This window comes from Pantoea sp. AS142, from assembly GCF_037152305.1.
GTDB lineage: Bacteria > Pseudomonadota > Gammaproteobacteria > Enterobacterales > Enterobacteriaceae > Pantoea.
Genome location: NZ_JBBCMO010000004.1, coordinates 254,121 through 278,551, shown reverse-complemented (window position 1 = coordinate 278,551; position 24,431 = coordinate 254,121). Strand labels below are relative to the sequence as shown.

The window sequence follows — 24,431 nt, the reverse complement described above, 5'->3', positions numbered from 1 at the left end:
TGAGCACGGAACGGCGAATGGGCTTCATCACGGCAACCGATAAAAATCTCTGGCAGCTTGCGCTGCCAATGATCCTTTCAAATATCACCGTTCCCTTACTGGGGGTGGTCGATACTGCGGTTATTGGTCATCTCGACAGCCCTGTCTATCTTGGCGGGGTTGCGGTCGGGACCACGGTGACCAGTTTCCTCTTTATGCTGCTGCTTTTTCTGCGGATGAGTACCACTGGCCTTACGGCGCAGGCATTTGGCGCCGGTGATAAAACGGCGCTGGCACGCGCGCTGATCCAGCCGCTGATTATTGCGCTACTGGCGGGCGTACTCTTCATCGCTTTGCGTTATCCGATTATTCAGCTGGCCTCCCATCTGGTTGGCGGCAACCCCGATGTACTTGAACAGGCGGCGCTGTTTATTCAGATTCGCTGGCTCAGTGCGCCTGCTACGCTGGCAAACCTGGTTATTCTGGGCTGGCTGCTGGGCGTGCAGTATGCGCGCGCGCCAGTAATCCTGCTGGTGGTGGGCAATCTGGTTAATATCGTGCTCGATCTCTGGCTGGTAATGGGTCTGCAGTGGGGTGTCGCAGGCGCGGCAACCGCTACGGCGCTGGCGGAGTACATCACGCTGGGTGTCGGCAGCATCATGGTCTGCCGGGTATTAAAACTGCGCGGTATTACCCTCAGCCTGCTGAAGCAAAGCTGGCGCGTTGACAGCGGCCGGCTGCTGCGATTGAACCGGGATATTATGCTGCGTTCTTTGATGCTGCAGCTTTGTTTCGCCTCGCTGACCATGCTGGGCGCACGGCTGGGTCCGGATGTGGTGGCGGTTAACGCGGTATTACTGATGTTCATTACTTTTACCGCCTACGCGCTTGATGGGTTTGCCTACGCGGTTGAGGCTTTTGCGGGCGAAGCGCATGGCGCAAATGATGGCAGCAAACTGCTGCGCGTCTGGCACTCTGCCTGTCGTCAGGCGGTAGTAGTGGCGCTGTTTTTCTCGCTGGTCTATGCCATTTGTGGCCCGCAGATCGTTACCCTACTGACCTCTCTTCAGTCACTCCAGCAGACAGCTGATCGCTATCTGGTCTGGCAGATGATCATGCCGCTGATCGGCGTCTGGTGTTATCTGCTGGACGGGATGTTCATTGGGGCGACGCGCGGACGCGAGATGCGCAATAGCATGGTCGTGGCAGCGGCAGGATACTTTCTGACGCTGCTCAGCGTACCGCTACTGGGTAACCACGGTCTGTGGCTGGCGGTAACGGTTTTCCTGGCGCTGCGCGGCCTGTCGCTGTGGCTTATCTGGCGTAAGCACTGGCGTCAGAACAGCTGGTTTGATGCCTGATGCTGCTGCAGACTGATACGGATTATTCTGTATTATTCTATGGGTGTGAAATTGGATACTACAATTAACTCTATCCAGCGCAGTTAGCCAGCGCTTTATACCGTTATTTTGTTAAGTAGCAAGATAATCATTAAACCCGAGGATTGGAGGTCTGCCATGAATAAAGACGAAGCCAGCGGCAACTGGAAGCAGTTCAAAGGCAAAATGAAAGAGAAATGGGGCAAGCTGACCGATGATGATATGCAGGTTATCGAAGGTAAACGTGATCAACTGGTCGGGAAAATCCAGGAGCGTTATGGCTATGCGAAAGATGAAGCAGAGCGTGAAGTAACGGACTGGGAAGGTCATAACAAAGATCACCGCTGGTAATCAGCCAGTATGTTCCGGTGCGCCCTCACCGGAACCGCACAAGGATGTGCGGATTAGCCGCGTTTTCCCCGCTTTTTACCCTCATGCTGATGGTCATGTTCGCAACTTTCATGATGCGTACAGGCTTCAACCGCTACACAATTTTCACATAAACCATGCGCTTCAATCACACTGTGGCGTAAAGCAAACTGCGCTTCATGCGCCAGTGTCGCGATAATCTTCTCTACACCCTGCGCCTGCTTTTCCGTAACGGCGGCACAGCGGTCACACACCAGCATCACCGACGTATGTGCTGGTGCCTCAAAATGGTGACACATAACGTAGCTATTGTTGGATTCCACCCGATGAATGAAACCCTGTTCCAGAAGGAAATCGAGCGCCCGATAAACAGTCGGGGGCTTGGCCTGCGGTTCGCTGACGCGAAGTTGATCCAGCAGATCGTAGGCACTGATCGAGCCGGGTTCTTCGGCCATCAGGCGTAACACTTCAGCCCGCTGCGAAGTCAGACGCACACCGCGCTGCAGGCACATTTTTTCGGCCTGAATCAAAATTTGCTGCGACGTCATGTTTGTCATGAAAATTCTCCGCTGAATAAGTGATGTTATTTTATCACACAAAGTTTCGCGGCGCTGAGGTTGGTTTTCGTCTGAAAAAAAAGCACTATTTGCCTGATAAAGCAGCATAATTCGCATTGAAGCCATCTTTTATCTCAAATCTGACGATAAATCAGATCCATCCTGCATTTACCTGAAGCGGAATTTGTTGACATTTTGCTTTGCATCTCACTGAGTTAAGAAGTAATGTTCAGAAAGACTTAAGAAAATTCTGGTATTATTTGAAATATCCCGACGCAGCTTGAACAATTACAACGAATTTTTGATTGGAAAACGTCCAATCCTTTGAATTAAGACACTGTTTCCTTTGAATTCACAGCAATAACGCGTTAGCCAACGTTCACAATAGGGCTAATAAACTATTCAGTCGTTGAATGTTTCAATGACAATTTCTCAGGTGATGGCAGGCAAATGGTGAAAAAATCCGCTCAACGTTCAGCGCTGATCTACTCCGCTGTAGCGACCGCGCTTTTCCTTTCTTCTTCCGCCATAGCGGCGGGGACCTGGTATGATGCACGCAATGACGCCATGGGCGGCACCGGCGTGGCATCTTCTCTTTATGGCTCCGCAGTGCTGGCCAACCCGGCATTAATGACGCGCGCTAAACCCGACGATAATGTCAGCATTATTTTTCCATCAGCCGGTGTTCAGCTCACCGATAAAGATCATCTGATCGACAAAGTCGATGACATCACCGATACCGTAGATCGCTACCGCGATGTGCTCGGCAATTTAACCTTCGCTGATTATCTGCGTGGTTATCCCGAAGTGCGCGCCGCCTCAGGCGATGTCGCCAACCAACTAAGTGATTTGCGCGGCAACAAAGCGGACGGTAACGCCGGGCTTGCCCTGGCCGTCACGATCCCTAACGAGACGCTGCCTTTCGCCTTTATCACCAAAGCCTATGGTTCAGCGCACGTGCGTGCCAATGTGGTCCAGAGCGATATCGACTATCTGCGCGGTGTGGCTAACGGCACAGTGCTTCCTCGTCCGGGCGATCAAAATAACCTGCGCTCCAGCGCGAATGGCTTAGCGGCGCTGGTCACCGATTATGGTGTTGCGGTGGCGCATGAGTTCACCATCGCCGGTCAGCCGGTATCAGTAGGCGTTACACCGAAAGTACAGAAAACCTGGCTCTATAACTACACCGCCAGCATCTACAACTACGACAAAAGTGACATCAATAACAACCAGTATCGCAGCACTGATACCGGCTTTAACGTTGATGCCGGCCTGGCGACCACCTTTGCTGAAAACTGGACGCTGGGCGTGACCGGACAGAACCTGGTTTCGCGCGATCTGCAGACCAGAGAGGTCAATGGTTTCCGCGATACCTACCAGATTCGTCCGCTGGTCACTACCGGTCTGGCCTGGGATAAAGGTCCGTTTACCGTGACCGGCGATGTGGATCTGACCGAGACCAAACGCTTCAAAACTCAGGATAACAGCCAGTATGCGGCCGTGGGTGCAGAATACCGCGTGCTTGACTGGCTTCAGCTGCGTGCCGGTTATCGTGCGGACATGCGTTCTAACGATGAGAATGTCGCCACCGCAGGTTTTGGTCTGTCGCCGTTTAATAAAGCCGTACACCTGGATCTGGCAGGCTCGGTGGGTGCCAACAACACCTGGGGCGCGATGATGCAGCTGGGCTTTAACTTCTAAGCGTGTCATTCAGGCTGTTCGGGGGCGGGCGATGCACTATCGCCCGCCCTTGTGTTATCCTTGCACAGAATTCCATCACCCCTTAATTACCGGATTGTCTGCGCTTCATGCCTAATTTCTCTTCGCAACGTTTCTCTATCGCCCCTATGCTCGACTGGACCGATCGTCACTGTCGCTATTTTCATCGTCAGCTGACCGGCGATACGCTGCTCTACACCGAAATGGTGACTACTGGCGCAATCATTCATGGCAAAGGGGATTACCTGGCTTACTGTGAGGCTGAGCATCCGGTCGCGTTGCAGCTTGGCGGTAGCGATCCGGCGGCACTGGCGCAGTGCGCGAAGCTGGCAGAGCAGCGAGGCTACGATGAAGTGAACCTTAATGTCGGCTGTCCCTCTGATCGGGTGCAGAATGGTCGTTTCGGTGCCTGCCTGATGGCCGAAGCGAATCTGGTCGCGGATGCCGTTAAAGCGATGCGTGACGTCGTGTCGATTCCGGTCACGGTGAAAACCCGCATTGGTATTGATGCGTTGGACAGCTATGAATTCCTGACCGATTTTATCGGCACGGTGGCGGGACGCGGTGAGTGCGAGACATTTATCATTCATGCGCGTAAAGCCTGGCTCTCCGGCCTTAGCCCCAAAGAGAACCGCGAAATCCCACCGCTGGATTATCCACGCGTCTATCAGCTGAAGCGCGATTTTCCGCATCTGATCATTGCCCTTAACGGCGGCGTGAAAACGCTTGAAGAGGCTCTGACGCATCTGCAGTATCTTGATGGCGTGATGATGGGGCGCGAAGCCTATCAAAACCCTGGCATTCTGGCGCAGGTCGATCAGGCATTGTTTGGCCGTCAGCGTCCGGCGGCTAACCCGGTTGACGTGGTGCGCGCCATGTATCCCTATATTGAAGCGGAACTGGCGAAGGGTACTTACCTGGGACACGTCACGCGCCATATGCTGGGACTGTTCCAGGGGATTCCTGGCGCCCGCCAGTGGCGACGCCACCTGAGTGAAAATGCTCACAAACCCGGTGCCGATGTTCGTGTGCTGGAAGCGGCGCTGGCGTTGGTGGCTGATAAGATCCCACAGGAAGCCTGAGGCGTAATCTGAATCACAAAAAACCCGCTATGAAGGCGGTTTTTTTTACACCACTATATGGTTTTTCTCACCAGTCCGCACACTTCCGTCTGACTCTGATTTTCATAAAATCAATAAGTTAACTGTTGGCACGCTTTTTGTAATAGTCATAACAATGGATATTTAAGAGGAGCGCTGACGTGGAAATTTTATTCGTATTAGGGTTTTTCCTGATGCTGTTGCTGACCGGCGTTTCGCTGCTGGGCGTGCTGGCGGCACTGGTGGTCGCGACAATCGTGATGTTTGTCGGTGGACTGTTTGCAATGGTTATCAAGGTGTTGCCGTGGCTGGTACTGGCGGTGATCGCTGTGTGGCTGCATCGTGCCTTTTTTGGTGACAGCGACGAGCGAGCACGTCGCAAGCTGAAACGTAAGATCAACAGGTTAGACCGCAAAGGCTGGCGCTAAATGCGGTAACGATCACAGTGTGAGAGATTGTTCAGCGTTGATGTGCAATTAACCATATTTTTTACTTATGTTTTCTGGCAGGATGCCTGTCGTCGAATCGATGTGCCATTGACTCGACATAAATTTATCGCCGCTGTCCCTACACCAGCGCGAATAAAAAAATAAAAAAAGAGAAGGGCTTCCTGCGGGAAGCCCTTTTTGTTGCCGACTATCATGGAATCAAGAGACAGGATCCCTGCGTGGCGCGGCTTTCAAGTATCTGGTGCGCTTTGCTGGCCTCTTTCAGCGCAAACGTCTGCTGTTCCGGCACATCAACTTTAATTGCGCCGCTCGCCAGCAGCGAGAACAGCTCGGCACTGGCGGTTTCCAGCTCCTGCCGGTTGGTGATATAGCCAAACAGTGAGGGGCGGGTAACAAAAAGCGAGCCTTTCTTATTCAGAATGCCCAAATCAATCCCGGTTACCGGACCAGAAGCATTGCCAAAACTGACCATCAGACCATGACGACGCAGCGAGTCCAGGGACGCTTCCCAGGTATCTTTGCCCACTGAATCATAAACCACGCCCACTTTTTTCCCTTCCGTCAGTTCGCTGACGCGTTGTGCAATGTTTTCTTCGCGATAGTTAATGGTTGCCCAGGCGCCAGCGTTCTTCGCCATCGTGGCCTTTTCCGCTGAACCGACCGTGCCAATCAGATGCGCCCCCAGCGCTTTTGCCCACTGACAGGCGATAAGCCCGACGCCACCCGCTGCGGCATGAAACAGGAAAGTCTCACCGGCGCTGACTTTATAGGTCTGGCGCAGCAGATATTGCGTGGTCAGCCCTTTCAGATAGCTGGCTGCGCCCTGTTCAAAGCTGATCGCTTCCGGGAGAGCCATCAGGCGATCTTCTGCCACGTTGTGCACTTCACTATAGGCACCCATTGACGCCAGACAATAGACCACGCGATCGCCGGGTTTAAACAAGGTCACACCACGTCCAACCCGCGATACCACCCCCGCGGCTTCCGTACCCAGGCCAGAAGGGAAAGCGGCAACCGGATACAGTCCGCTGCGAACATAGGTATCGATGTAATTAATCCCGATAGCACGATGTTCTACCTGGACTTCATGTTCGGCGGGGTCTGCAGGTTCAAAATCTGTCCACGCTAAAACGTCCGGTCCGCCATGCGCGTTGAACTGAATACGCTTTGCCATTCTGACTCCTGTGATTGTTTCATCATGAGGGTGAGGCACGCCCCCCAACTAAGGTATACTTGCGCGTCCCCACAGAAGATCGGTAATGCATTCACTATGGCAGGAAATAAACCCACCAACAAATCGAACGAAACGCAGGATCGCCAGCTCGCAGGCGTGAAAATGCCCCCGCATTCACTGGAAGCGGAGCAGTCGGTGCTCGGTGGGTTAATGCTGGATAACGAGCGCTGGGACAACGTCTCTGAGCGCGTCGTCGCGAATGACTTTTTCAACCGCTCACATCGCCTGATTTTTTCAGAGATGCAGCGGCTGCTGGAAAACAGCAAGCCCATTGACCTGATTACGCTCTCCGAATCGCTGGAAACCCGTGGCGAGCTGGAGATGGCGGGCGGTTTCGCCTATCTGGCTGAACTGGCGAAAAACACCCCGAGCGCGGCAAACATCGGCGCCTATGCTGACATCGTGCGCGAACGGGCGGTAGTGCGCGAGATGATCTCCGTCGCCAATCAGATTGCCGATGCCGGTTATGATCCGCAGGGACGTAACAGCGAAGAGCTGCTCGATTTCGCGGAGTCGAACGTCTTTAAAATCGCAGAAGCGCGTGCTGATAAAGATGCTGGCCCGAAAAATATCGAGCAGATTCTGGAATCGACCGTCTCGCGTATCGAATCGCTCTATCAGACACCGCACGATGGTGTCACCGGTGTCGATACCGGTTATCAGGATCTGAATAAAAAGACCGCGGGTCTGCAGGGTTCTGACCTGATTATTGTCGCAGCGCGTCCTTCAATGGGTAAAACCACCTTTGCGATGAATCTGTGCGAAAACGCCGCCATGCTGCAGGAAAAACCGGTGCTGATTTTCAGTCTGGAGATGCCCAGCGAGCAGATCATGATGCGTATGCTGGCGTCGCTCTCCCGCGTCGATCAGACCCGCATCCGAACCGGACAGCTGGATGATGAAGACTGGGCGCGTATCTCCGGCACCATGGGCATTCTGCTGGAGAAGAAGAATATGTACATTGATGACTCTTCCGGCCTGACGCCCACCGAAGTGCGATCGCGCGCCCGACGCATCTATCGTGAAAACGGCGGATTAAGCATGATCATGATCGACTATTTGCAGTTGATGCGCGTACCCTCGCTGTCGGACAACCGTACGCTGGAGATTGCTGAGATCTCCCGCTCGCTTAAAGCGTTGGCCAAAGAGCTTAACGTGCCGGTTGTGGCGCTGTCGCAGCTTAACCGCTCACTGGAGCAGCGTGCTGACAAACGTCCGGTCAACTCGGATCTGCGTGAATCTGGCTCGATCGAGCAGGATGCGGATTTGATCATGTTTATCTATCGCGATGAGGTTTACCACGAAAACAGCGATCTGAAAGGGATCGCCGAGATCATTCTGGGTAAACAGCGTAACGGCCCTATCGGTACGGTACGTCTGACCTTTAATGGTCAATGGTCACGTTTCGACAACTACGCTGGCCCGCAATACGACGATGAATGATCTCCGGAATGTGCTGTCATGCACGATCTGTGCATGACAGCCTCCATCATCGGAAAATAGTGTTGGACAACCTCTCGGGTTATCGGGTTATCTGTAACAAAGCGACGCCCATCACGCTGTGGAAACGCAATGACTCACGTAGACGATTACGACCTTAAAATCCTGACTTTATTACAATCTAATGGCCGTCTGACCAATCAGGAACTCAGTGATCTGGTCGGCCTCTCCGCCTCGCAATGTTCCCGCCGTCGCATCAACCTGGAGCAGGCTAATCTGATCCTGGGCTATCACGCCCGGCTGTCACCCGATGCGATTGGGCTTGGCATGGTGGGTTTGATTGAGGTGCGCTTAATTAACCACACCGCGGAATATGTCGAGAGCTTTCACCGCATGGTGGAGCAGGAAGAGGCGATCGTTGATGCTTATAAAACCACCGGCGATGCTGATTACCTGCTCAAAGTAGCGGTAGCCGATCTCAATTCTCTCAGTGCGTTAATCAGCCAGTTAGTCGCGGGCCATCAGAGTGTTTCCCATGTGAAAACCTCGGTGGTGCTGGGCCGCATGAAGGAAAACGGGCTGATGATGATCCCTGAAAGCAAGGCGCGCTAAAAAGGTGCGTGCTGTGCGGTTTTGGTGCATATTTGCGGTAATTAATGCAAGTAACGCGCATTGAAACAAACTTTAACGCACGGGTAGGCGGCTTTGAATGGTCTTTATGCACAAAACTCTGTTATAAAGCGCTTTAGATATCAACGGGATATTGCAGGCATCCGGTCGGCAGCAGTTCAATGCTGTGGCCATGGTGCGAATTTTGCATCGAAACCACATCATTTGCACTGAGAAACCCCCATGGATAACATCGCAGAACCCTCCCGCGTCCCTCATTCGCGCATTGAAGATGCGCTGGCGATGGTGCTCGGCACCCTAATGGTCTCGTTCGGCGTCATTATGCTTAAACAGGCGGGCGCGCTGACCGGCAGCACCGCAGGTATCGCCTTTCTCATCAGCTATCTTTCGCCGCTCTCGTTCGGCAGCGCGTTCTTCCTGATCAATATTCCTTTTTACTGGCTGGCAGTAAGACGCATGGGCTGGGAATTTACCCTGAAAACCTTCTGCGCCGTCGGGTTGGTGTCGCTTTTCACCCAGCTGCACCCGCTGTTCGTCCATTTTTCTGACCTCAACCCCTTCTATGCGACACTGTTCGGTAACGTCATCATGGGAATCGGGTTTATAGTGTTATTTCGTCATAAGGCGAGCCTGGGCGGCATTAATATTCTGGCACTGTGGCTACAGGAGCGCTTTGGGATCCGCGCAGGTAAACTGCAAATGGCAGTCGATACCTGCGTCGTGCTGGCGTCACTGTTTGTGGTGAGTGGCCCCATCCTGCTCGCGTCGATAGCGGGTGCGGTGATCCTGAATCTGATTATTGCAATGAACCACCGTCCGGGACGCTATCGGGTTTAATCCGCTGTTTACCTCTGGACCAATCATGGAGACCTACACCGTGTTTCAAAACGTTGATGCCTATGCTGGCGATCCGATTCTGTCGTTGATGGAAGCCTTCAAACAAGACCCACGTGAACACAAAGTCAACCTGAGTATCGGGCTCTATTACGACGAGCAGGGCATCATCCCGCAGTTACAAGCCGTGGCGGCTGCCGAAGATCAGCTCTATGCTGAGCCGCATCAGGCAGCGCTCTATTTGCCAATGGAAGGACTGAACAGCTACCGTAGCGCGATTGCACCACTGCTGTTTGGTGCCGATCATCCGGTGTTAAACGCGGGCCGTATTGCTTCGATTCAGACGCTGGGCGGTTCTGGTGCGCTGAAAGTAGGCGCGGATTTCCTCAAGCGTTATTTCCCGCAGTCGGCAGTCTGGGTCAGCGATCCGACCTGGGAAAACCACGTCGCGATTTTTAATGGCGCAGGTTTTGACGTAAATACCTATCCCTGGTATGACGCAAAGACCCACGGTGTACGTTTTGATGCCTTTATCAGCACCCTGAAAACCCTGCCAGCGCAGAGTATCGTGCTGCTGCATCCCTGCTGTCATAACCCGACCGGCGCTGACCTGACGGATACGCAGTGGGATCAGACCGTTGAGGTGCTGAAAGCGCAGCAGCTGATTCCCTTCCTGGATATCGCCTATCAGGGCTTTGGTGCCGGTATGCAGCAGGATGCCTATGCACTGCGCGCGGTCGCGGCGGCGGGCCTGCCCGCTCTGGTGAGTAACTCCTTCTCAAAAATCTTTTCGCTCTATGGCGAGCGCGTGGGCGGTCTCTCTATCGTCTGTGACAACGCCGAAGAGTCGGCACGCGTGCTGGGCCAGTTAAAAGCCACCGTTCGCCGCAACTACTCCAGCCCGCCGAATTTCGGTGCGCAGGTTGTCGCGCGCGTACTCAACGATGAGGCGCTGAAAGCCAGCTGGCTGGCTGAAGTTGAAGCGATGCGTCTGCGCATTCTCACAATGCGTCAGTCGCTGGTGGACGTGCTGAGCACCGCACTGCCAGGTAAAAACTTTGACTACCTGCTGAAGCAGCGTGGCATGTTCAGCTACACCGGCCTGAGTGCGCAGCAGGTCGATCGCCTGCGTAACGAATTTGGCGTCTACCTCGTGGGCAGCGGCCGCATGTGTGTGGCCGGTCTGAACAGCAAAAATGTGCATCAGGTGGCTGAAGCGTTTGCCGCTGTGATGTAACGGCTGCCAGGCTGTAAAAAAACCGCCAGCTTCTCTCTGGCGGTTTTTTTATGGGTCAGGGTTTACCTTTCTGCGACATGTTGCACACTTAAACGGGATAATTGTTTCGGGAATAAGCTATGTGGCATCAACACACTATTACGCTGAGCGCGAAGTCGCGCGGGTTTCATCTGGTCACCGATGAGATTGTGAACTCGCTCTCCGGACTGCGTGATATCAAAACCGGTCTGCTGCATCTGTTGCTGTTGCATACCTCGGCGTCGTTAACTTTAAATGAGAATTGTGACCCGACGGTGCGCAGCGACATGGAGCAGCATTTCATGCGGCATGTGCCAGAGAATGCGCCTTACCAGCACGACTACGAAGGGCGTGATGATATGCCAGCGCACATCAAATCATCGACATTAGGGGTTTCGTTGTTATTACCAGTGCAGCGGGGGCGTCTGGTGCTGGGCACCTGGCAGGGTATCTGGCTGGGCGAGCATCGCATTGAGGGCGGTGCCAGGCGGATTGTCGCCACTTTACAAGGGGAATCGTGATGAATAACTCAGACTTACTGACCTATTGCATGAGCAAGCCGGGCGCGGAGCAGAGCGTCCACACTGACTGGAAGGCGACGCAGATTAAAAGCAACGGCGTGTTGTTTGCGATGGTGCATGAGGCGAAAGGCCGGCCGGCCGTCTCGCTGAAATCGACGCCGGCGCTGGCCGAATTACTGCGCGACGAGCATTGCGACATTATTCCCAGCGAGCACCTGAACAAGTCACACTGGAGCACGCTATTCCTCGACGGTTCGCTGAAAGATTCGCAGATCTATTATCTGGTCGATGCTTCATTCCAGCAGGTTGCGGCTGCCCGATAAACGGCAATAGAAAACCCTCTTACCTGAGCAAGAGGGTTTCAGACCGGTTGTATTACGCGACAGGCTGTTCGCGCAGGGTGTTGATATCGATAACAAAGCGGTATTTTACATCGCTTTTCAGCATGCGCTCATAGGCTTCGTTGATTTGATCCATTGCGATGAGTTCAATGTCTGACGTAATGCCGTGCTCACCACAGAAATCAAGCATCTCCTGGGTCTCGGCGATGCCGCCAATCAGTGAACCGGCGATGCTGCGACGTTTAAAGATCAGGTTAAAGACCTGCGGTGCTGGGTGATCGTGCTCCGGTGCACCCACCAGCGTCATGTTGCCATCCAGCTTCAGCAGGGTAATGAACGGATTGAGATCGTGTTGAGCCGCCACAGTATTCAGAATGAAGTCAAAACTGTTAGCGTGCTGCGCCATCTGGTCCGGATCTTTAGAGATCACCACTTCATCGGCACCCAGACGTTTGCCATCTTCAATTTTTGACGGCGAGGTGGTGAACAGCACCACATGCGCGCCCATGGCGTGGGCAATTTTCACGCCCATATGACCCAGGCCACCCAGACCCACAATGCCTACTTTTTTGCCAGGACCGACATTCCAGTGACGCAGCGGTGAGTAGGTGGTGATACCGGCACACAGCAGAGGGGCAACGCCCGCCAGCTCCAGATTCTCCGGAATGCGCAGTACAAAGCTCTCATCGACCACCATCGCCGTCGAGTAACCGCCGTAGGTAATTGCGCCGGTTTCGCGATCTTCGCCGTTATAGGTACCGACAAAACCATTTTCACAATATTGCTCCAGCCCCTGCTGACAGCTCGGACAGCTGCGGCAGGAATCAACCATACAGCCCACGCCGACCAGATCGCCGACTTTATATTTCTGCGTCTGCGGGCCTACGCCGGTCACACGACCGACAATTTCATGACCCGGTACCACGGGGAAAATAGTGTTTTTCCACTCATTACGCGCCTGATGCAGGTCTGAGTGGCAAACGCCACAGAACAGTACCTCAAGCTGAACGTCATGGGCGCGCAGCTCACGCGGCTTAAAATCGAACGGTGCCAGTTTGGATTTAGCATCCTGAGCAGCATACGCATGCGTAATATTCATGGTGTCTCCAGTTTCGATGTGTCGTGAGTGTTTTAGATGAATTGCAGCAGCGTTGATGTGCTGCGAAAACAGGGCGACGCCAGCGGCGTGCCAGAGAGGAACCGCTTAAGGATAGTCAGCGTGGGGAAAAGCGTATATGCCTATACATGTCTGAATCTTGCCTGATTCTGCATTTTTCTGGCTGAATTAGCAGTGAATGTAAAGAGGCCCGCACGCGGCAGGCCTGAAATAATTACTTTTGTAACAGTGGCTTCAGGAAGCGCGCGGTATGGGATTTCTCACACTCTGCGACGGATTCTGGCGTGCCGGCCACGAGGATTTCACCGCCGCCGCTGCCGCCTTCCGGGCCGAGATCGACAATCCAGTCTGCAGTTTTGACCACGTCGAGATTGTGCTCAATCACCACGATGGTGTTGCCCTGATCGCGCAGTTGATGCAGTACTTCCAGCAACTGCTGGATATCGGCAAAATGCAGGCCGGTGGTCGGCTCATCAAGAATGTAGAGGGTCTGACCGGTGCCACGCTTCGACAGCTCCCGCGCCAGCTTCACACGCTGGGCTTCACCGCCGGAAAGTGTGGTGGCGGACTGACCGAGGCGAATGTAGGAGAGACCCACATCGATCAACGTCTGCAACTTACGCGCCAGCGCCGGCACCGCATCAAAGAATTCACGCGCCTCTTCAATGGTCATCTCCAGCACTTCGTGAATGCTCTTGCCTTTATACTTTACTTCCAGTGTTTCACGGTTATAGCGTTTGCCTTTGCACTGGTCACACGGCACATAAATGTCCGGCAGGAAATGCATTTCAACTTTCAGCACGCCATCACCCTGACAGGCTTCACAGCGTCCGCCGCGCACGTTGAAGCTGAAGCGGCCAGGATTGTAGCCGCGCGAACGCGCTTCCGGCACGCCAGCAAAGAGTTCTCGCACCGGGGTAAAGATGCCGGTGTAAGTCGCTGGGTTTGAGCGCGGTGTACGACCAATCGGGCTCTGATCGATGTCAATCACTTTGTCAAAGTGCTCAAGTCCCGCCACGTCACGGTAAGGTGCCGGTTCAGCGATGGTAGCGCCGTTCAGCGCCCGCTGCGCAATCGGGAACAGCGTATCGTTGATCAGTGTCGATTTACCCGAGCCGGAAACACCGGTAATACAGGTGAACAGCCCTACTGGCAGCGTCAGCGTGACATCCTTGAGGTTGTTGCCGCGCGCGCCGGTGATCTTCAGCACTTTAGCCGGATCGCCTTTGACGCGTTCCTCTGGCACGGCAATGCCACGCTTGCCGCTCAGGAACTGGCCGGTGAGTGACGCTTCCTGCGCCATGATCTGATCAACGGTGCCTTCAGCAACCACCTGGCCGCCATGCACGCCTGCCCCCGGCCCGATGTCGATCACATGGTCAGCAGCTCGAATCGCGTCTTCATCGTGCTCAACCACGATTACCGTGTTACCGAGATCGCGCAGATGAACCAGAGTGCCGAGCAGGCGTTCGTTGTCGCGCTGGTGCAGGCCGATAGAGGGCTCATCCAGCACATACATCACGCCGACCAGTCCGGCACCGATCTGGCTGGCCAGACGAATACGTTGCGCTTCGCCACCGGAAAGGGTCTCCGCGGAGCGCGACATTGAGAGATAGTTCAGGCCAACGTTGACCAGGAAGCTCAGGCGATCGCCAATCTCTTTCAGGACTTTCTCTGCGATCTGCGCACGCTGACCGCTGAGTTTCAGGTTTTCAAAGAAGGACATTGCGTGACCGATGCTCATCTCAGAGATGGTCGGCAGCGTGGTGTTCTCGACATACACGTGGCGTGCTTCACGACGCAGGCGGGTGCCTTCACAGCTGGCGCAGGCGCGGTTGCTGATAAATTTCGCCAACTCTTCGCGTACCGCTGAGGATTCGGTCTCTTTGTAGCGGCGCTCCATGTTAATGAGCACGCCTTCGAACGGATGACGGCGTACCGAAGTGTCGCCGCGATCGTTAATGTACTTAAATTCGATGCTCTCTTTGCCGGAACCGTACAGAATCACTTTCTGCACATTGTCGGGCAAACTGCCGAACGATGCTTCGATATCGAAATCGAGGTGTTCCGCCAGTGAACGCAGCATCTGGAAATAGTAAAAGTTGCGGCGATCCCAGCCACGGATTGCGCCGCCTGCCAGCGAGAGTTCGGGATTTTGCACCACGCGGTCAGGGTCAAAATATTGCTGTACGCCAAGGCCGTCGCAGGTTGGACAGGCACCCGCCGGGTTATTAAACGAGAACAGGCGCGGCTCCAGCTCGCTCATGCTGTAACCACAGATTGGGCAGGCGAAGTTAGCCGAGAAAAGCAGCTCTTCTGCAGCGCTGTCATCCATGTCCGCCACGATGGCCGTCCCGCCGGAGAGTTCCAGCGTAGTTTCAAACGATTCCGCCAGACGGGTCGCCAGATCTTCACGCACTTTGAAACGGTCAATCACCACTTCAATGGTGTGCTTTTTCTGCAGCTCCAGTTTTGGTGGATCGGACAGGTCACACACTTCGCCATCAATACGCGCACGGATATAGCCCTGCGTCGCCAGATTCTCCAGCGTTTTGGTGTGCTCACCTTTACGATCTTTCACCACCGGTGCCAGCAGCATCAGGCGTCGGCCTTCTGGCTGGGAGAGCACCTGATCCACCATCTGACTGACGGTCTGCGCTGCCAGCGTCACATCATGATCCGGGCAGCGTGGTTCCCCAACGCGGGCAAACAGCAAACGCAGGTAATCATGGATCTCGGTGATGGTTCCCACTGTCGAGCGTGGGTTGTGTGAAGTGGATTTCTGTTCAATGGAAATGGCGGGCGACAAACCTTCGATATGATCGACGTCCGGCTTCTCCATTAACGAAAGAAACTGGCGTGCATACGCAGAGAGCGACTCCACATAGCGGCGCTGACCTTCCGCATACAGCGTATCAAACGCCAGTGAGGATTTACCGGAACCTGACAGGCCGGTCACCACAATGAGTTTGTCGCGTGGGATGGTCAGGTTGATGTTTTTCAAATTATGGGTGCGGGCACCACGAACTTCGATCTTATCCATTCACCTTTCCCGGATTAGCAGCACTCACCGCGCCTTGCCGACACGGCCAGAATAAACGTGTCATTATGGCACAAAAAATAGACTGAATAAATATCCAGTACTCTCCGGCTTTGGAGCAGAGACGATTAAAACTGGAACCCCGCTCTAAAGTGGGAAACAGTCCGCAGGACGTGTTAGAATTGATAGATTAGACTATAGGCATTAACTCATCGGGAGACAGCAACATGGCCAGTCGTGGCGTTAACAAAGTGATTCTTGTCGGGAATCTGGGTCAGGATCCGGAAGTACGTTACATGCCAAATGGTGGCGCTGTTGCCAACATTACGCTGGCTACGTCGGAAAGCTGGCGCGACAAGCAGACCGGTGAAAACAAAGAGATCACCGAGTGGCACCGTGTGGTGCTGTTTGGCAAACTGGCTGAAGTCGCAGGCGAATACCTGAAAAAAGGTTCGCAGGTCTACATCGAAGGCCAGCTGCGTACCCGTAAATGGCAGGATCAGGGCGGCCAGGAGCGTTACACCACAGAAGTCGTGGTCAACGTTGGCGGTACCATGCAGATGCTGGGTGGCCGTCAGCAGGGTGGTAACGCTGGTGCCGGTGCATCAGCAGGCGGTGGCAACAACAATGGCTGGGGTCAGCCGCAGCAGCCGCAGGGCAACAACAACCAGTTCAGTGGCGGCGCGCAGTCTCGTCCACAGCAGCAGCCACAGAGTGCGCCAGCCAGCAACAACAACGAACCACCAATGGATTTCGACGACGATATTCCGTTCTGATCCCGTTGGCGGAAAGAGTGTAAAAAAGCCCGCAATGCGGGCTTTTTTATGTGCGCTTTTTACTTCCGGTTACAACCATTCAGCCATAATCGCATCCGTACTCAGTACGCGCGGCACGTTGCCGGGTATCAACAGTGAAGCCCACACCTCATTGTGCTGGTTAATCAGCGCGTCGGCGCTGACCCAGCGGCGGTCCGCCGTGGTATGTGCATCAGCGGCAACGGTAATCGCATAGCCCGCGCTGGCCCCGACTTTTATCGTGGTATCCAGACAGTAGTCAGTGGCACAACCGCACACCACAAATTCCTCTATCTCCAGCCTCTTTAACAGTGCGGCCAGTTCCGTTTGCCAGAAGCTGTCGCAGGCAGTTTTGGTCACATAATGTGCGCCATCAGGCTGAACCATTTCCGGCAGCAGATTAAAAGCCTCATTGCCCTCGCACATGGCGCCTTCGTGATGCTGGATGAAAATAGTGATATCGGCGCGTTCGGTCAGTCGGTTAATTTGCGCCATCCTTCCCGCTTTGTCGAAGCGTGGCGAGCTGAAGACCCCATTCTGCATATCAATAACCAGTACCACGCGCTTTGCCATACCTGATCCCATCCGGTTTGAAAAAAGCAGTGTTGCCTGAAGCGTTGCGGATAGCAATCTTTTGCATTTATCCCCCTGTCGCAGGCATTCTGCATAGGTCATCGGTTAAATGAGGAGAGAGAAGTGGAAGGTGTTCCCGCAAGTTTCCCCTATGAGAAAGACCGCGCCCGGTTCCAGCAATTCGCAGAGCTGCCCGGTGTGGAACTCTATCAGGCCCACATCTCCCGCTACGCCTTTGAACCTCACACCCATGAAGCTTTCGGGATCGGCACCATTGAAGCGGGCGCGCAACGCTTTCGCTATCGCGGTACCGAATATACTGCGCCGGAGAACTCGCTGGTCATGATGAACCCGGATGAGCTGCATACCGGTGAATCAGCCTGCGAGGAGGGCTGGCGCTATCAGATGATCTACATTCAGCCGCAACTGATGGATGAACTGACCGGTGACCGCGGCTGGTGGTTTAATCAGGCGCTGCTGACCGATCCGCGGATGTCACAGCCGCTCTCATGCACGCTGGCCGCACTCTGGCAGGCGGAGTCTGAACTGGCGCGCCAAAGCCTGCTTGCTGAACTGCTGATGCAGATTCGTCCGCTGGCCCGCATGTCCTCACAGGGCAAAACAGATGCACGTCATCGCTTTGATCAGGTGCGCGATTTTCTGCGAGCGAACCTCTCAGAACCGGTGCGGCTGGATGAGCTGGCGGCGCTGGCATCGCTATCGCCGTGGCACTTCTTACGCGCCTTTCGCCAGCACTATCACGTTACGCCGCATCAGATGCTGATGGCATTCCGGCTCTATGACGCCAAACAAAGGCTGGCACAGGGTGAAACCGCCGCCAGCGTCGCGGCGGCGGTGGGATTAACCGATCAGGCCCATCTGACTCGCGCCTTCGCTAACCGTTATGGCATCACGCCAGGCCGCTATCAAAAGCAGGTGCGCCAGCCCTGATAAAACCGCAATCTGCTACAAGCATTCCCTGCCCAAACCCGCCACACTGCGCTAAAAAGCCCTATAAGGAAGAAAAGATGTTTGCTGGTGTCATGTTTGCCGTCACCGCCGGGATGATGTGGGGGCTGATATTTGTCGGGCCGCTGCTGGTGCCTGACTATCCAGGCGCGCTGCAATCAGCGGGACGTTATGTGGCGTTTGGGTTGATTGCGCTGCCGCTGGCCTGGCACGACCGCCGCCGCCTGCGTCAACTGGTTCGGGCAGACTGGCGCGAGGCGGTGAAGCTCTCGCTGGTGGGAAACCTCTTCTATTATGCGTTTCTGGCGAACGCCATTCAGCGCACCGGCGCGCCGGTCTCTACCATGATTATCGGCACGCTGCCGGTGGTGATCGCCGTCACTGCCAATCTCTGTTACGGCCATCTTGAAGGACGACTGCCTTGGCGGCGGCTGTTTCCGGCATTGATCATGATGGCGGCCGGGTTGCTCTGCGTGAATGGGGCGGAACTACAGAATCAGGGCACCACGCTGGATCTTAACCGTTATCTGACCGGTATCGCGCTGGCACTGCTGGCCGTGATCTGCTGGACCTGGTATCCGCTGCGCAATGCCCGCTGGCTGCGTACACATCCCGAACTGCGACCCTCGACCTGGGCCACAGCGCAGGGCCTGGTGACGCTGCCTATGGCGCTGCTCATGTATGCACTGGTCAGTGTGCAACTCGCCTGGCAACAGCCCGCTTTTTCACTGCCGTTTGGGCCGCGTCCGGCAGTGTTTATCACCCTGATGCTGGCGATTGGCCTGCTCTGTTCGTGGCTGGGTACTTTATGCTGGAACGCTGCCAGCCAGCGTCTGCCCACCGTGCTGATGGGGCCGCTGATTGTTTTCGAGATTCTGTTCGGTCTGTTATGGACTTTTCTCTGGTTTCAACACTGGCCACCCCAGCTCACCGTGACGGGCATTGTTTGTCTGATGGCCGGTGTCCTGTGGGCAATGCGCATCAAACCGCAACCTCTCGTGGTCTCAGTTAACGACTAAACCGCGAAGTGCACCCGAATACCTCTGCCGCGCGGACAGCACGCTGCGCGGCTTTTTAAGATTAAACCCTATCCCGATTTGCCCGCTCGCCAGCAGATTTACGCCGCGAAATCGATTTCATCCCGCCACGCGAACGTACCCTCCCCCCCGATAGCCTCTTTCATCCCCCCTTATCAGTAAAAAAAACGGGATTTCTTGTCTCCTGAAGAGAGTCATTTTCAGCGCTGGCATGGGTTTACTGTTCATATATCAGTCATTAACCGGAAAAAATAGCGCAGCATTATGGCCGTTACGCTTTTATCAGCGGCTTTTTATTGCGGTATGGCCCTGAGAAAGACAGGCTGAAAACCACTATTAACTTCACTCAGTGATAAATGAGTAAGAAAATTCCGCCGCTGCGTTTTTAATTAAAGATTAATCTCTGGCATCAATCATGCGTAATGAAGAGAGAGGTAAGATAGACACATAACGTTAGTGATAAGGAGCAATGAACTATTTATCCCGGATTTATCCTGGAGTAAATTAATGCAATAAACCTTTAGTCGTGAATTAAACGTAGCCGCAAAATTTCAGTTAGGGCCATCACTAACTTAAAACGGCGGTGATTATTTTTCGTGCGATGTTTAAAGCGGCTTAATGGTATTGAGATGATTTAGTTCCGACGATTAGCTGGGCTTACGTAAAAAAGGGAGGGCCCAATCCCGCGTAAACGAGATTGGGGAGGGAAGAGTAGCCGTAGAATGCGAGACTTTTGCTGTTGTGAATCAATTTTACCGCAAAAAAAGAAGCCTAGCCGTGAAGCCATTCATTAGTTATAAATGGAGCGGAAAAGGGTGCCGCAATTGTCCTGTTAAATGATCTTCATCTCTTCTGGTAAGAACAAATCTCAGCGTTAAGTCTAAAAAGCGCGGTAGCATAGGGTTTAGCGGTTCTCCGTGCCTGACGGATAATGGTATACGCTGCGACTGATATCTAATAAGCGGCAGCTACGACGTGTGCCGATGTCGAAGGTGGTCTGCAGGAAATCCACAGCCTGACGTTTTTCATTAGTGGTAAAAAAGTGCTTCAGAACGCTTTGCAGCATCTCTTTATCCGCATTGAGCGTCTGCAGTTCACGCGTGATATTTTGCAGTTTTTCTTCCAGTTCCTTGATTTTTCTGCCTTCTTCCGAAGACAAACCAGAAAACTTCTTCTTCCAGCTGTAGAACGTGGCTTCAGAGATGCCTAACTCTTCACAAATCTCTCTGACTTTCACGCCCGATTCAGAAGCTTTAATGGCATTTGTGATTTGATCTTCGCTGTATCGTGACTTTCTCATAAATGCTCTTACCTTTCTTATCGATTAATGGATGAGAATGACTTTAATAATCTCTGGCACTGTAAGATTCTATTAAGGCAGTATTAAAGTGTGCGAATTGAATTGCGAAGCCTAAATTAAGATATTTAGAATAAATATCATCATGGGATAAATCTTATTTTATTCTTATCCGGTGGGCGCGCCTTCCTGGTGGGGGATTTTTGTTATAAATTCATCGCATCCAAAATACGAAAAAATCTACGTATACTGGATATTTAGCCTGACCGACTTCATTAATATGCCGGTATGGCTCTTTAGGGTTGTTTTATTTTCAGCCTGAAATCGTTTCCATCTGTAGTGATTCGCGCCATTTATAATAAGAATTATCCTGAATTCACTCTCCGGATCATGATTTACATCTCAATTTTCGGTCCAGCTTGGTCTGAAATCTTACATGTTCGCCAGGCCCACTGAGCGCTTATTAATTCGTTACAGGGATGTTGTACCGAAGCGGTTGTAGTTGAGTAATACTAAGGAAGAGTCGATGAAATTGAGCGTAATGTCTAATGCCGCCTGGATGATGTCTGAGAAGATCATCTCCGTTTTTGGCGTCATTTTTGTGACGTCTTACGTGGCGAAATCCTTTGGCCCAACGGTGTTTGGCCAGATGGCGTTTTCTACCTCATTATTTGCGATGGTCCAAACCGTTGCAATCTTTGGCACCGAAACCATTCTGTTTAAGCGCGTCAGCAAAAATGCGTCTAAAGGCCTGCGCCTGATGACCATCGCCCGTACGCTGCGAATGGTGTTATTGCTGGTCACTTCGGTGCCAGTCTTAATCTGGGTCTGGTACAACATGCAGGAAAACTTCCTGGCGTTTGCACTGGCCTCATTTGTTGCCTCGGTTTTTGTCACCCAGGACACCTTCAGCGTTTATAACAATGCGCGTCTTGCATCGCGTCTTAACACTATCGCCAATGCCGTAGGCATGCTGCTGAGTTTCGGTATCAGCTTCACCGTCGCCTGGCTGCGTCTTAATCCACTCTGGCTGACGCTGTCGATTGTGGCAGTGACCCTGGTACCTTACCTGATTAAGCGTCACAACTTCTATCAGGACCATCAGGATCAGATGCCGCCGCGCGAAAAGCGCACTGCCTATCTGCGTTATCTGATGTATGCCGGTCTGCCACTGGCGATCTCCAGCATCTTTATCTCGGTGCAGGTTAAAGCGGCGCAGATGTTCCTGGCAGGCACGGCACCTGCGCGCGACCTCGGCCTGTTTGCGGCGGCGAACACCATTTCCGCCTCCTGGATTTTCATCCCGGTGGCGCTCATCACCTCCTGCTTTACTGAAATTTTCAGGGAGCGCGGCGAGGTCGCCATTAAGCTCGCTGCGCGGCTCCATGGTTACGTTATGGGGGTTTCATTGTTGATGCTGCTGGTCATTTCGCTTTATGGCGAGCGGATCATTATTACGTTGTACGGACCGGAATACACACAGTCAGGAAGTCTCATTACGTTGCTGTCGATGGCGACCAGCTTTTCGGCAATGGGGACTGTAGCGTATCGCTACATGGTCAAAGAGGGAGGATTTAACTATTTGCTGAGGAAAATCATCTGCCTGATGGTCATCAGTTTGCCGCTCTCCTGGTGGTTGATCCAGGGTCACGGCATCATGGGGGCCGCGTGGAGCGTTTTCCTTTCAGAGCTTTTGTCCCTGACCGTAATGAATTACTTCTTTAAAAACGGCGTCATTCAAAAGATTCAGGTTTCCTCACTCAACTACAAAACATACAAATGAGGTCAGATATGCTCAAGTTGAAAGAAGAACTCAGAAGAAGTGTGCAGTACTTTATTAAGAAGATGCCCTGGGCTTATCAGGACCGCATCTACTACTTCCATAAGTTCAGAAAGCTGCCCAATCTGCGTCAGCCAAAAGTGTTCAACGAGAAGGTGTTGTACCGTAAGTTTATCTTCGGCGATTACCAGAACTACGGTCGTCTGTCAGATAAGTACTCGGTGCGCGAATTCATTGCTGAAAAAATCGGTAATGAATACCTGATCCCGCTGGTACACGAAACCACTGACCCGACCACGCTGAACAGCTTACCGTGCTGGAAAGGGACGGTGATCAAGCCGAACCACGCCTCCAACATGGTAGAAATTCTGCTGGAAGAGCCGGACGCACTGCGCAAGCAGCAGATCATTCATGACTGCTATCGCTGGCTCAAGACCGACTTTGCCAACGAAGCGCGTGAGATTCACTATCGCTACATCAAGCCGCGCATCCTGGTGGAGAAGTACATTGGCGATGGCAAAAGCGCGCCGATAGATTACAAATTCCATATGTTCAACAAGCGTGATGGCAAGTTCGAATATGTGTTGCAGGTGATCTACAACCGCTGCCAGCCGCTGCTGTCGATGAATTTCTATGTGAATAACCTCAACGAGGCGTATCACAAGATTCGTGACACCGGTCTGGATGTCTCACCGATTATGCCGTCACTGGAACATGCGCTCGAACTGAGCAAGAAGCTGGCCAGTGATTTCGACTATGTGCGTGTGGACTGGTACATCCATGACGAACGAATCTACTTTGGCGAACTGACCTTCACCCCAGGTGCAGGACTGGTTACCGGATTAGATCGGGGTTTAAACCAGATGATGGGAGATATGTGGATTCAGGACCGCCGCGGAACGCAGAGCCCGGGCGTTAGAGTGCAGGATGTTAATATCCCTGCCATGTTGAAGAAAATTTAAGCACACACAGCAATATAAAAAACCCCGCATAGCGGGGTTTTTTATGCGCAAAAATCAGGGCATCGGCCAGTCAGCAGGGGCCTGGCTCATCGCATCGATAAACGCATGCTTCGAGATTTCCAGGAAGTTATACACATTTTCCATGCTCAGGGTAATATCCATCAGGCCGGTCACAAACCAGCAGGTCATGCCCAAACCAATCCCGCTACACATAAACGCCATCACGTGACGGCTATCCTGACGAAGTTTGGTTTTCAGGGTGCTGGCAAAAAACATCATGATTGCGCTCAGCAATTCCCAACGCATAACAAGAAAACTGGCGGTTAACGTAGCCATTGGCCGGACCTCAATATCAGTAGGTATTCCTGACAATCTGCGGACATCACCGGCGGCGGAAAAGTGTGTCAGGGAGTGCTTTTTCGCCGTCAACCCAGGTTCAAAGTGTGACTTGCGTCACATTATATCATTCGATTTTAAATTTTGAACAAAATTTGACTCTGGTATGGTAGTTGGCTGAAGGAAAATTGAGCCGTAGCAGATAACATGCGGGGAATTTCAGTCAGATGCGCCTGTTTTCAGGCGCATCTGAGGATCAACGAACCGGACAGCACTCGCCGGTAGTGCGCTGGGTAAAACTGGTACTGCCCTCGTTGCAGCCAAAGCTCAGCAGGCGAGGGCGCTGAATCGCCTGACGCCGCATGGTGTGGCGATAAGCCGTTGGTGTCTGCGAAAACTGACGACGAAAAACGCGTGAAAACGTCTGTTGCGAGTCATAACCATACTGCATCGCAATATCAAAGACCGGACGCTGTGTCTGAGACAACGCCTCAGCGGCCAGCGTCAGGCGACGTTCACGAATATATCCACCCAGCGTCTGTTTCGTCACGGAACGGAACATACGCTGCAGATGCCATTTCGAATAGCCCGATTTCGCCGCAACCTCATCGATCGACAGGCTCTTGTCGAGGTTCTGGTCAATCCAGTCCGTCAGGGAATGAATGATCTCTTCTTGCATCATAGCCTCATCCTTCTGGTGCTTAATAAACGGTAAGGGG

24 protein-coding genes are annotated in these 24,431 nt (G+C 53.2%); 16 read left to right on the top strand and 8 right to left on the bottom strand.

Going from position 1 to position 24,431, the window contains the following annotated elements:
* The first annotated feature begins 17 nt into the window (after nt 1–17).
* Together dinF and WFO64_RS10720 are read left to right on the top strand one after the other, a co-directional pair.
* Nucleotides 18–1,340, top strand: a complete 1,323-nt coding sequence (gene dinF / locus WFO64_RS10725; RefSeq protein WP_337011462.1) for an MATE family efflux transporter DinF — start codon at nt 18–20, stop codon at nt 1,338–1,340.
* A 156-nt stretch (nt 1,341–1,496) separates the two neighbouring features.
* Nucleotides 1,497–1,709 (top strand): CsbD family protein, encoded by a 213-nt coding sequence (locus WFO64_RS10720; protein WP_337011460.1) that lies wholly within the window; start codon nt 1,497–1,499, stop codon nt 1,707–1,709.
* 53 nt (nt 1,710–1,762) lie between these two features.
* Here WFO64_RS10720 and zur read toward each other — a convergent pair whose 3' ends face one another.
* Entirely contained in the window at nt 1,763–2,284 is a 522-nt protein-coding gene (zur, locus tag WFO64_RS10715) for a zinc uptake transcriptional repressor Zur (RefSeq protein WP_337011458.1), read from the bottom strand.
* A gap of 450 nt (nt 2,285–2,734) precedes the next feature.
* Here zur and WFO64_RS10710 point away from each other — a divergent pair, with 450 nt between their 5' ends.
* From WFO64_RS10710 to pspG, 3 genes are all read left to right on the top strand, one after another.
* Nucleotides 2,735–3,985, top strand: coding sequence for a conjugal transfer protein TraF (locus WFO64_RS10710; RefSeq protein WP_337011456.1), 1,251 nt, complete (start codon nt 2,735–2,737; stop codon nt 3,983–3,985).
* Between the two features lie 107 nt (nt 3,986–4,092).
* Nucleotides 4,093–5,085: a tRNA dihydrouridine(20/20a) synthase DusA gene (gene dusA / locus WFO64_RS10705; RefSeq protein ID WP_337011454.1), complete on the top strand. Its 993-nt coding sequence runs from the start codon at nt 4,093–4,095 to the stop codon at nt 5,083–5,085.
* Nucleotides 5,086–5,264: 179 nt separating this feature from the next.
* Nucleotides 5,265–5,531: an envelope stress response protein PspG gene (pspG, locus tag WFO64_RS10700; protein WP_337011451.1), complete on the top strand. Its 267-nt coding sequence runs from the start codon at nt 5,265–5,267 to the stop codon at nt 5,529–5,531.
* 211 nt (nt 5,532–5,742) lie between these two features.
* Here the strand turns inward: pspG and WFO64_RS10695 are convergent, their stop codons facing one another.
* Nucleotides 5,743–6,726, bottom strand: coding sequence for a quinone oxidoreductase (locus WFO64_RS10695; RefSeq protein WP_337011449.1), 984 nt, complete (start codon nt 6,724–6,726; stop codon nt 5,743–5,745).
* 96 nt (nt 6,727–6,822) lie between these two features.
* Here WFO64_RS10695 and dnaB point away from each other — a divergent pair, with 96 nt between their 5' ends.
* From dnaB to WFO64_RS10665, 6 genes are all read left to right on the top strand, one after another.
* A complete protein-coding gene (gene dnaB, locus WFO64_RS10690; RefSeq protein ID WP_033734894.1) occupies nt 6,823–8,229 on the top strand; it encodes a replicative DNA helicase in 1,407 nt (468 codons plus the stop codon).
* A 129-nt stretch (nt 8,230–8,358) separates the two neighbouring features.
* Entirely contained in the window at nt 8,359–8,838 is a 480-nt protein-coding gene (locus WFO64_RS10685; RefSeq protein WP_337011447.1) for an Lrp/AsnC family transcriptional regulator, read from the top strand.
* Between the two features lie 240 nt (nt 8,839–9,078).
* Nucleotides 9,079–9,693, top strand: coding sequence for a YitT family protein (locus WFO64_RS10680; protein ID WP_337011445.1), 615 nt, complete (start codon nt 9,079–9,081; stop codon nt 9,691–9,693).
* A 40-nt stretch (nt 9,694–9,733) separates the two neighbouring features.
* Complete coding sequence (locus WFO64_RS10675) at nt 9,734–10,927, top strand: amino acid aminotransferase (RefSeq protein WP_337011534.1); 1,194 nt, start codon at nt 9,734–9,736, stop codon at nt 10,925–10,927.
* A gap of 119 nt (nt 10,928–11,046) precedes the next feature.
* Nucleotides 11,047–11,466, top strand: coding sequence for a secondary thiamine-phosphate synthase enzyme YjbQ (locus tag WFO64_RS10670; protein ID WP_337011443.1), 420 nt, complete (start codon nt 11,047–11,049; stop codon nt 11,464–11,466).
* Nucleotides 11,466–11,789, top strand: a complete 324-nt coding sequence (locus WFO64_RS10665) for an MmcQ/YjbR family DNA-binding protein (protein ID WP_337011441.1) — start codon at nt 11,466–11,468, stop codon at nt 11,787–11,789. Before WFO64_RS10670 ends, WFO64_RS10665 begins: the two co-directional genes overlap by 1 nt.
* A 52-nt stretch (nt 11,790–11,841) precedes the next feature.
* Here WFO64_RS10665 and WFO64_RS10660 read toward each other — a convergent pair whose 3' ends face one another.
* Nucleotides 11,842–12,906, bottom strand: a complete 1,065-nt coding sequence (locus WFO64_RS10660) for an NAD(P)-dependent alcohol dehydrogenase (RefSeq protein WP_337011439.1) — start codon at nt 12,904–12,906, stop codon at nt 11,842–11,844.
* Between the two features lie 232 nt (nt 12,907–13,138).
* A complete protein-coding gene (gene uvrA, locus WFO64_RS10655; protein WP_337011437.1) occupies nt 13,139–15,967 on the bottom strand; it encodes an excinuclease ABC subunit UvrA in 2,829 nt (942 codons plus the stop codon).
* A gap of 224 nt (nt 15,968–16,191) precedes the next feature.
* On the opposite strand from uvrA, the gene ssb1 reads away from it, so the two are divergent.
* The gene (ssb1, locus tag WFO64_RS10650) at nt 16,192–16,740 is read left to right on the top strand and encodes a single-stranded DNA-binding protein SSB1 (RefSeq protein WP_337011435.1); all 549 of its coding nucleotides are present in this window, start codon (nt 16,192–16,194) and stop codon (nt 16,738–16,740) included.
* 69 nt (nt 16,741–16,809) lie between these two features.
* On the opposite strand, the gene WFO64_RS10645 is transcribed toward ssb1, so the two are convergent.
* Complete coding sequence (locus WFO64_RS10645) at nt 16,810–17,331, bottom strand: isochorismatase family protein (protein ID WP_337011434.1); 522 nt, start codon at nt 17,329–17,331, stop codon at nt 16,810–16,812.
* A gap of 123 nt (nt 17,332–17,454) precedes the next feature.
* Here WFO64_RS10645 and WFO64_RS10640 point away from each other — a divergent pair, with 123 nt between their 5' ends.
* Both WFO64_RS10640 and WFO64_RS10635 read left to right on the top strand, forming a co-directional pair.
* Nucleotides 17,455–18,282 (top strand): AraC family transcriptional regulator, encoded by an 828-nt coding sequence (locus WFO64_RS10640; protein WP_337011432.1) that lies wholly within the window; start codon nt 17,455–17,457, stop codon nt 18,280–18,282.
* 77 nt (nt 18,283–18,359) lie between these two features.
* Nucleotides 18,360–19,319 carry a DMT family transporter gene (locus tag WFO64_RS10635; RefSeq protein ID WP_337011431.1) on the top strand — a complete coding sequence of 320 codons (960 nt, stop codon included), beginning with the start codon at nt 18,360–18,362 and terminating at the stop codon, nt 19,317–19,319.
* Nucleotides 19,320–20,241: 922 nt separating this feature from the next.
* Here the strand turns inward: WFO64_RS10635 and WFO64_RS10630 are convergent.
* Entirely contained in the window at nt 20,242–20,637 is a 396-nt protein-coding gene (locus WFO64_RS10630) for a transposase (RefSeq protein ID WP_337011430.1), read from the bottom strand.
* A gap of 523 nt (nt 20,638–21,160) precedes the next feature.
* Here WFO64_RS10630 and WFO64_RS10625 point away from each other — a divergent pair.
* Together WFO64_RS10625 and WFO64_RS10620 are read left to right on the top strand one after the other, a co-directional pair.
* Nucleotides 21,161–22,417 carry an oligosaccharide flippase family protein gene (locus WFO64_RS10625; protein ID WP_337011428.1) on the top strand — a complete coding sequence of 419 codons (1,257 nt, stop codon included), beginning with the start codon at nt 21,161–21,163 and terminating at the stop codon, nt 22,415–22,417.
* An 8-nt stretch (nt 22,418–22,425) separates the two neighbouring features.
* On the top strand, nt 22,426–23,376 hold the full coding sequence (locus tag WFO64_RS10620; RefSeq protein ID WP_337011426.1) for an ATP-grasp fold amidoligase family protein: 951 nt from the start codon (nt 22,426–22,428) through the stop codon (nt 23,374–23,376).
* Between the two features lie 54 nt (nt 23,377–23,430).
* Here WFO64_RS10620 and WFO64_RS10615 read toward each other — a convergent pair whose 3' ends face one another.
* Entirely contained in the window at nt 23,431–23,712 is a 282-nt protein-coding gene (locus tag WFO64_RS10615) for a YjcB family protein (RefSeq protein WP_337011424.1), read from the bottom strand.
* Between the two features lie 256 nt (nt 23,713–23,968).
* On the bottom strand, nt 23,969–24,394 hold the full coding sequence (gene soxS, locus WFO64_RS10610; protein WP_337011422.1) for a superoxide response transcriptional regulator SoxS: 426 nt from the start codon (nt 24,392–24,394) through the stop codon (nt 23,969–23,971).
* Nucleotides 24,395–24,431: the final 37 nt, after the last annotated feature.

What these genes read in the sequence shown, in the direction of transcription:
- WFO64_RS10685 (WP_337011447.1), top strand. Translation starts at nt 8,359, where the DNA reads ATGACTCACGTAGACGATTACGACCTTAAAATCCTGACTTTATTACAA.
- WFO64_RS10625 (WP_337011428.1), top strand. Translation starts at nt 21,161, where the DNA reads ATGAAATTGAGCGTAATGTCTAATGCCGCCTGGATGATGTCTGAGAAG.
- ssb1 (WP_337011435.1), top strand. Translation starts at nt 16,192, where the DNA reads ATGGCCAGTCGTGGCGTTAACAAAGTGATTCTTGTCGGGAATCTGGGT.
- dinF (WP_337011462.1), top strand. Translation starts at nt 18, where the DNA reads ATGGGCTTCATCACGGCAACCGATAAAAATCTCTGGCAGCTTGCGCTG.
- WFO64_RS10645 (WP_337011434.1), bottom strand. Translation starts at nt 17,331, where the DNA reads ATGGCAAAGCGCGTGGTACTGGTTATTGATATGCAGAATGGGGTCTTC.
- WFO64_RS10635 (WP_337011431.1), top strand. Translation starts at nt 18,360, where the DNA reads ATGTTTGCTGGTGTCATGTTTGCCGTCACCGCCGGGATGATGTGGGGG.
- soxS (WP_337011422.1), bottom strand. Translation starts at nt 24,394, where the DNA reads ATGATGCAAGAAGAGATCATTCATTCCCTGACGGACTGGATTGACCAG.
- WFO64_RS10630 (WP_337011430.1), bottom strand. Translation starts at nt 20,637, where the DNA reads ATGAGAAAGTCACGATACAGCGAAGATCAAATCACAAATGCCATTAAA.
- WFO64_RS10660 (WP_337011439.1), bottom strand. Translation starts at nt 12,906, where the DNA reads ATGAATATTACGCATGCGTATGCTGCTCAGGATGCTAAATCCAAACTG.
- WFO64_RS10615 (WP_337011424.1), bottom strand. Translation starts at nt 23,712, where the DNA reads ATGGCTACGTTAACCGCCAGTTTTCTTGTTATGCGTTGGGAATTGCTG.
- uvrA (WP_337011437.1), bottom strand. Translation starts at nt 15,967, where the DNA reads ATGGATAAGATCGAAGTTCGTGGTGCCCGCACCCATAATTTGAAAAAC.
- WFO64_RS10620 (WP_337011426.1), top strand. Translation starts at nt 22,426, where the DNA reads ATGCTCAAGTTGAAAGAAGAACTCAGAAGAAGTGTGCAGTACTTTATT.
- WFO64_RS10720 (WP_337011460.1), top strand. Translation starts at nt 1,497, where the DNA reads ATGAATAAAGACGAAGCCAGCGGCAACTGGAAGCAGTTCAAAGGCAAA.
- WFO64_RS10680 (WP_337011445.1), top strand. Translation starts at nt 9,079, where the DNA reads ATGGATAACATCGCAGAACCCTCCCGCGTCCCTCATTCGCGCATTGAA.
- WFO64_RS10665 (WP_337011441.1), top strand. Translation starts at nt 11,466, where the DNA reads ATGAATAACTCAGACTTACTGACCTATTGCATGAGCAAGCCGGGCGCG.
- dnaB (WP_033734894.1), top strand. Translation starts at nt 6,823, where the DNA reads ATGGCAGGAAATAAACCCACCAACAAATCGAACGAAACGCAGGATCGC.
- WFO64_RS10670 (WP_337011443.1), top strand. Translation starts at nt 11,047, where the DNA reads ATGTGGCATCAACACACTATTACGCTGAGCGCGAAGTCGCGCGGGTTT.
- WFO64_RS10695 (WP_337011449.1), bottom strand. Translation starts at nt 6,726, where the DNA reads ATGGCAAAGCGTATTCAGTTCAACGCGCATGGCGGACCGGACGTTTTA.
- dusA (WP_337011454.1), top strand. Translation starts at nt 4,093, where the DNA reads ATGCCTAATTTCTCTTCGCAACGTTTCTCTATCGCCCCTATGCTCGAC.
- WFO64_RS10710 (WP_337011456.1), top strand. Translation starts at nt 2,735, where the DNA reads ATGGTGAAAAAATCCGCTCAACGTTCAGCGCTGATCTACTCCGCTGTA.
- zur (WP_337011458.1), bottom strand. Translation starts at nt 2,284, where the DNA reads ATGACAAACATGACGTCGCAGCAAATTTTGATTCAGGCCGAAAAAATG.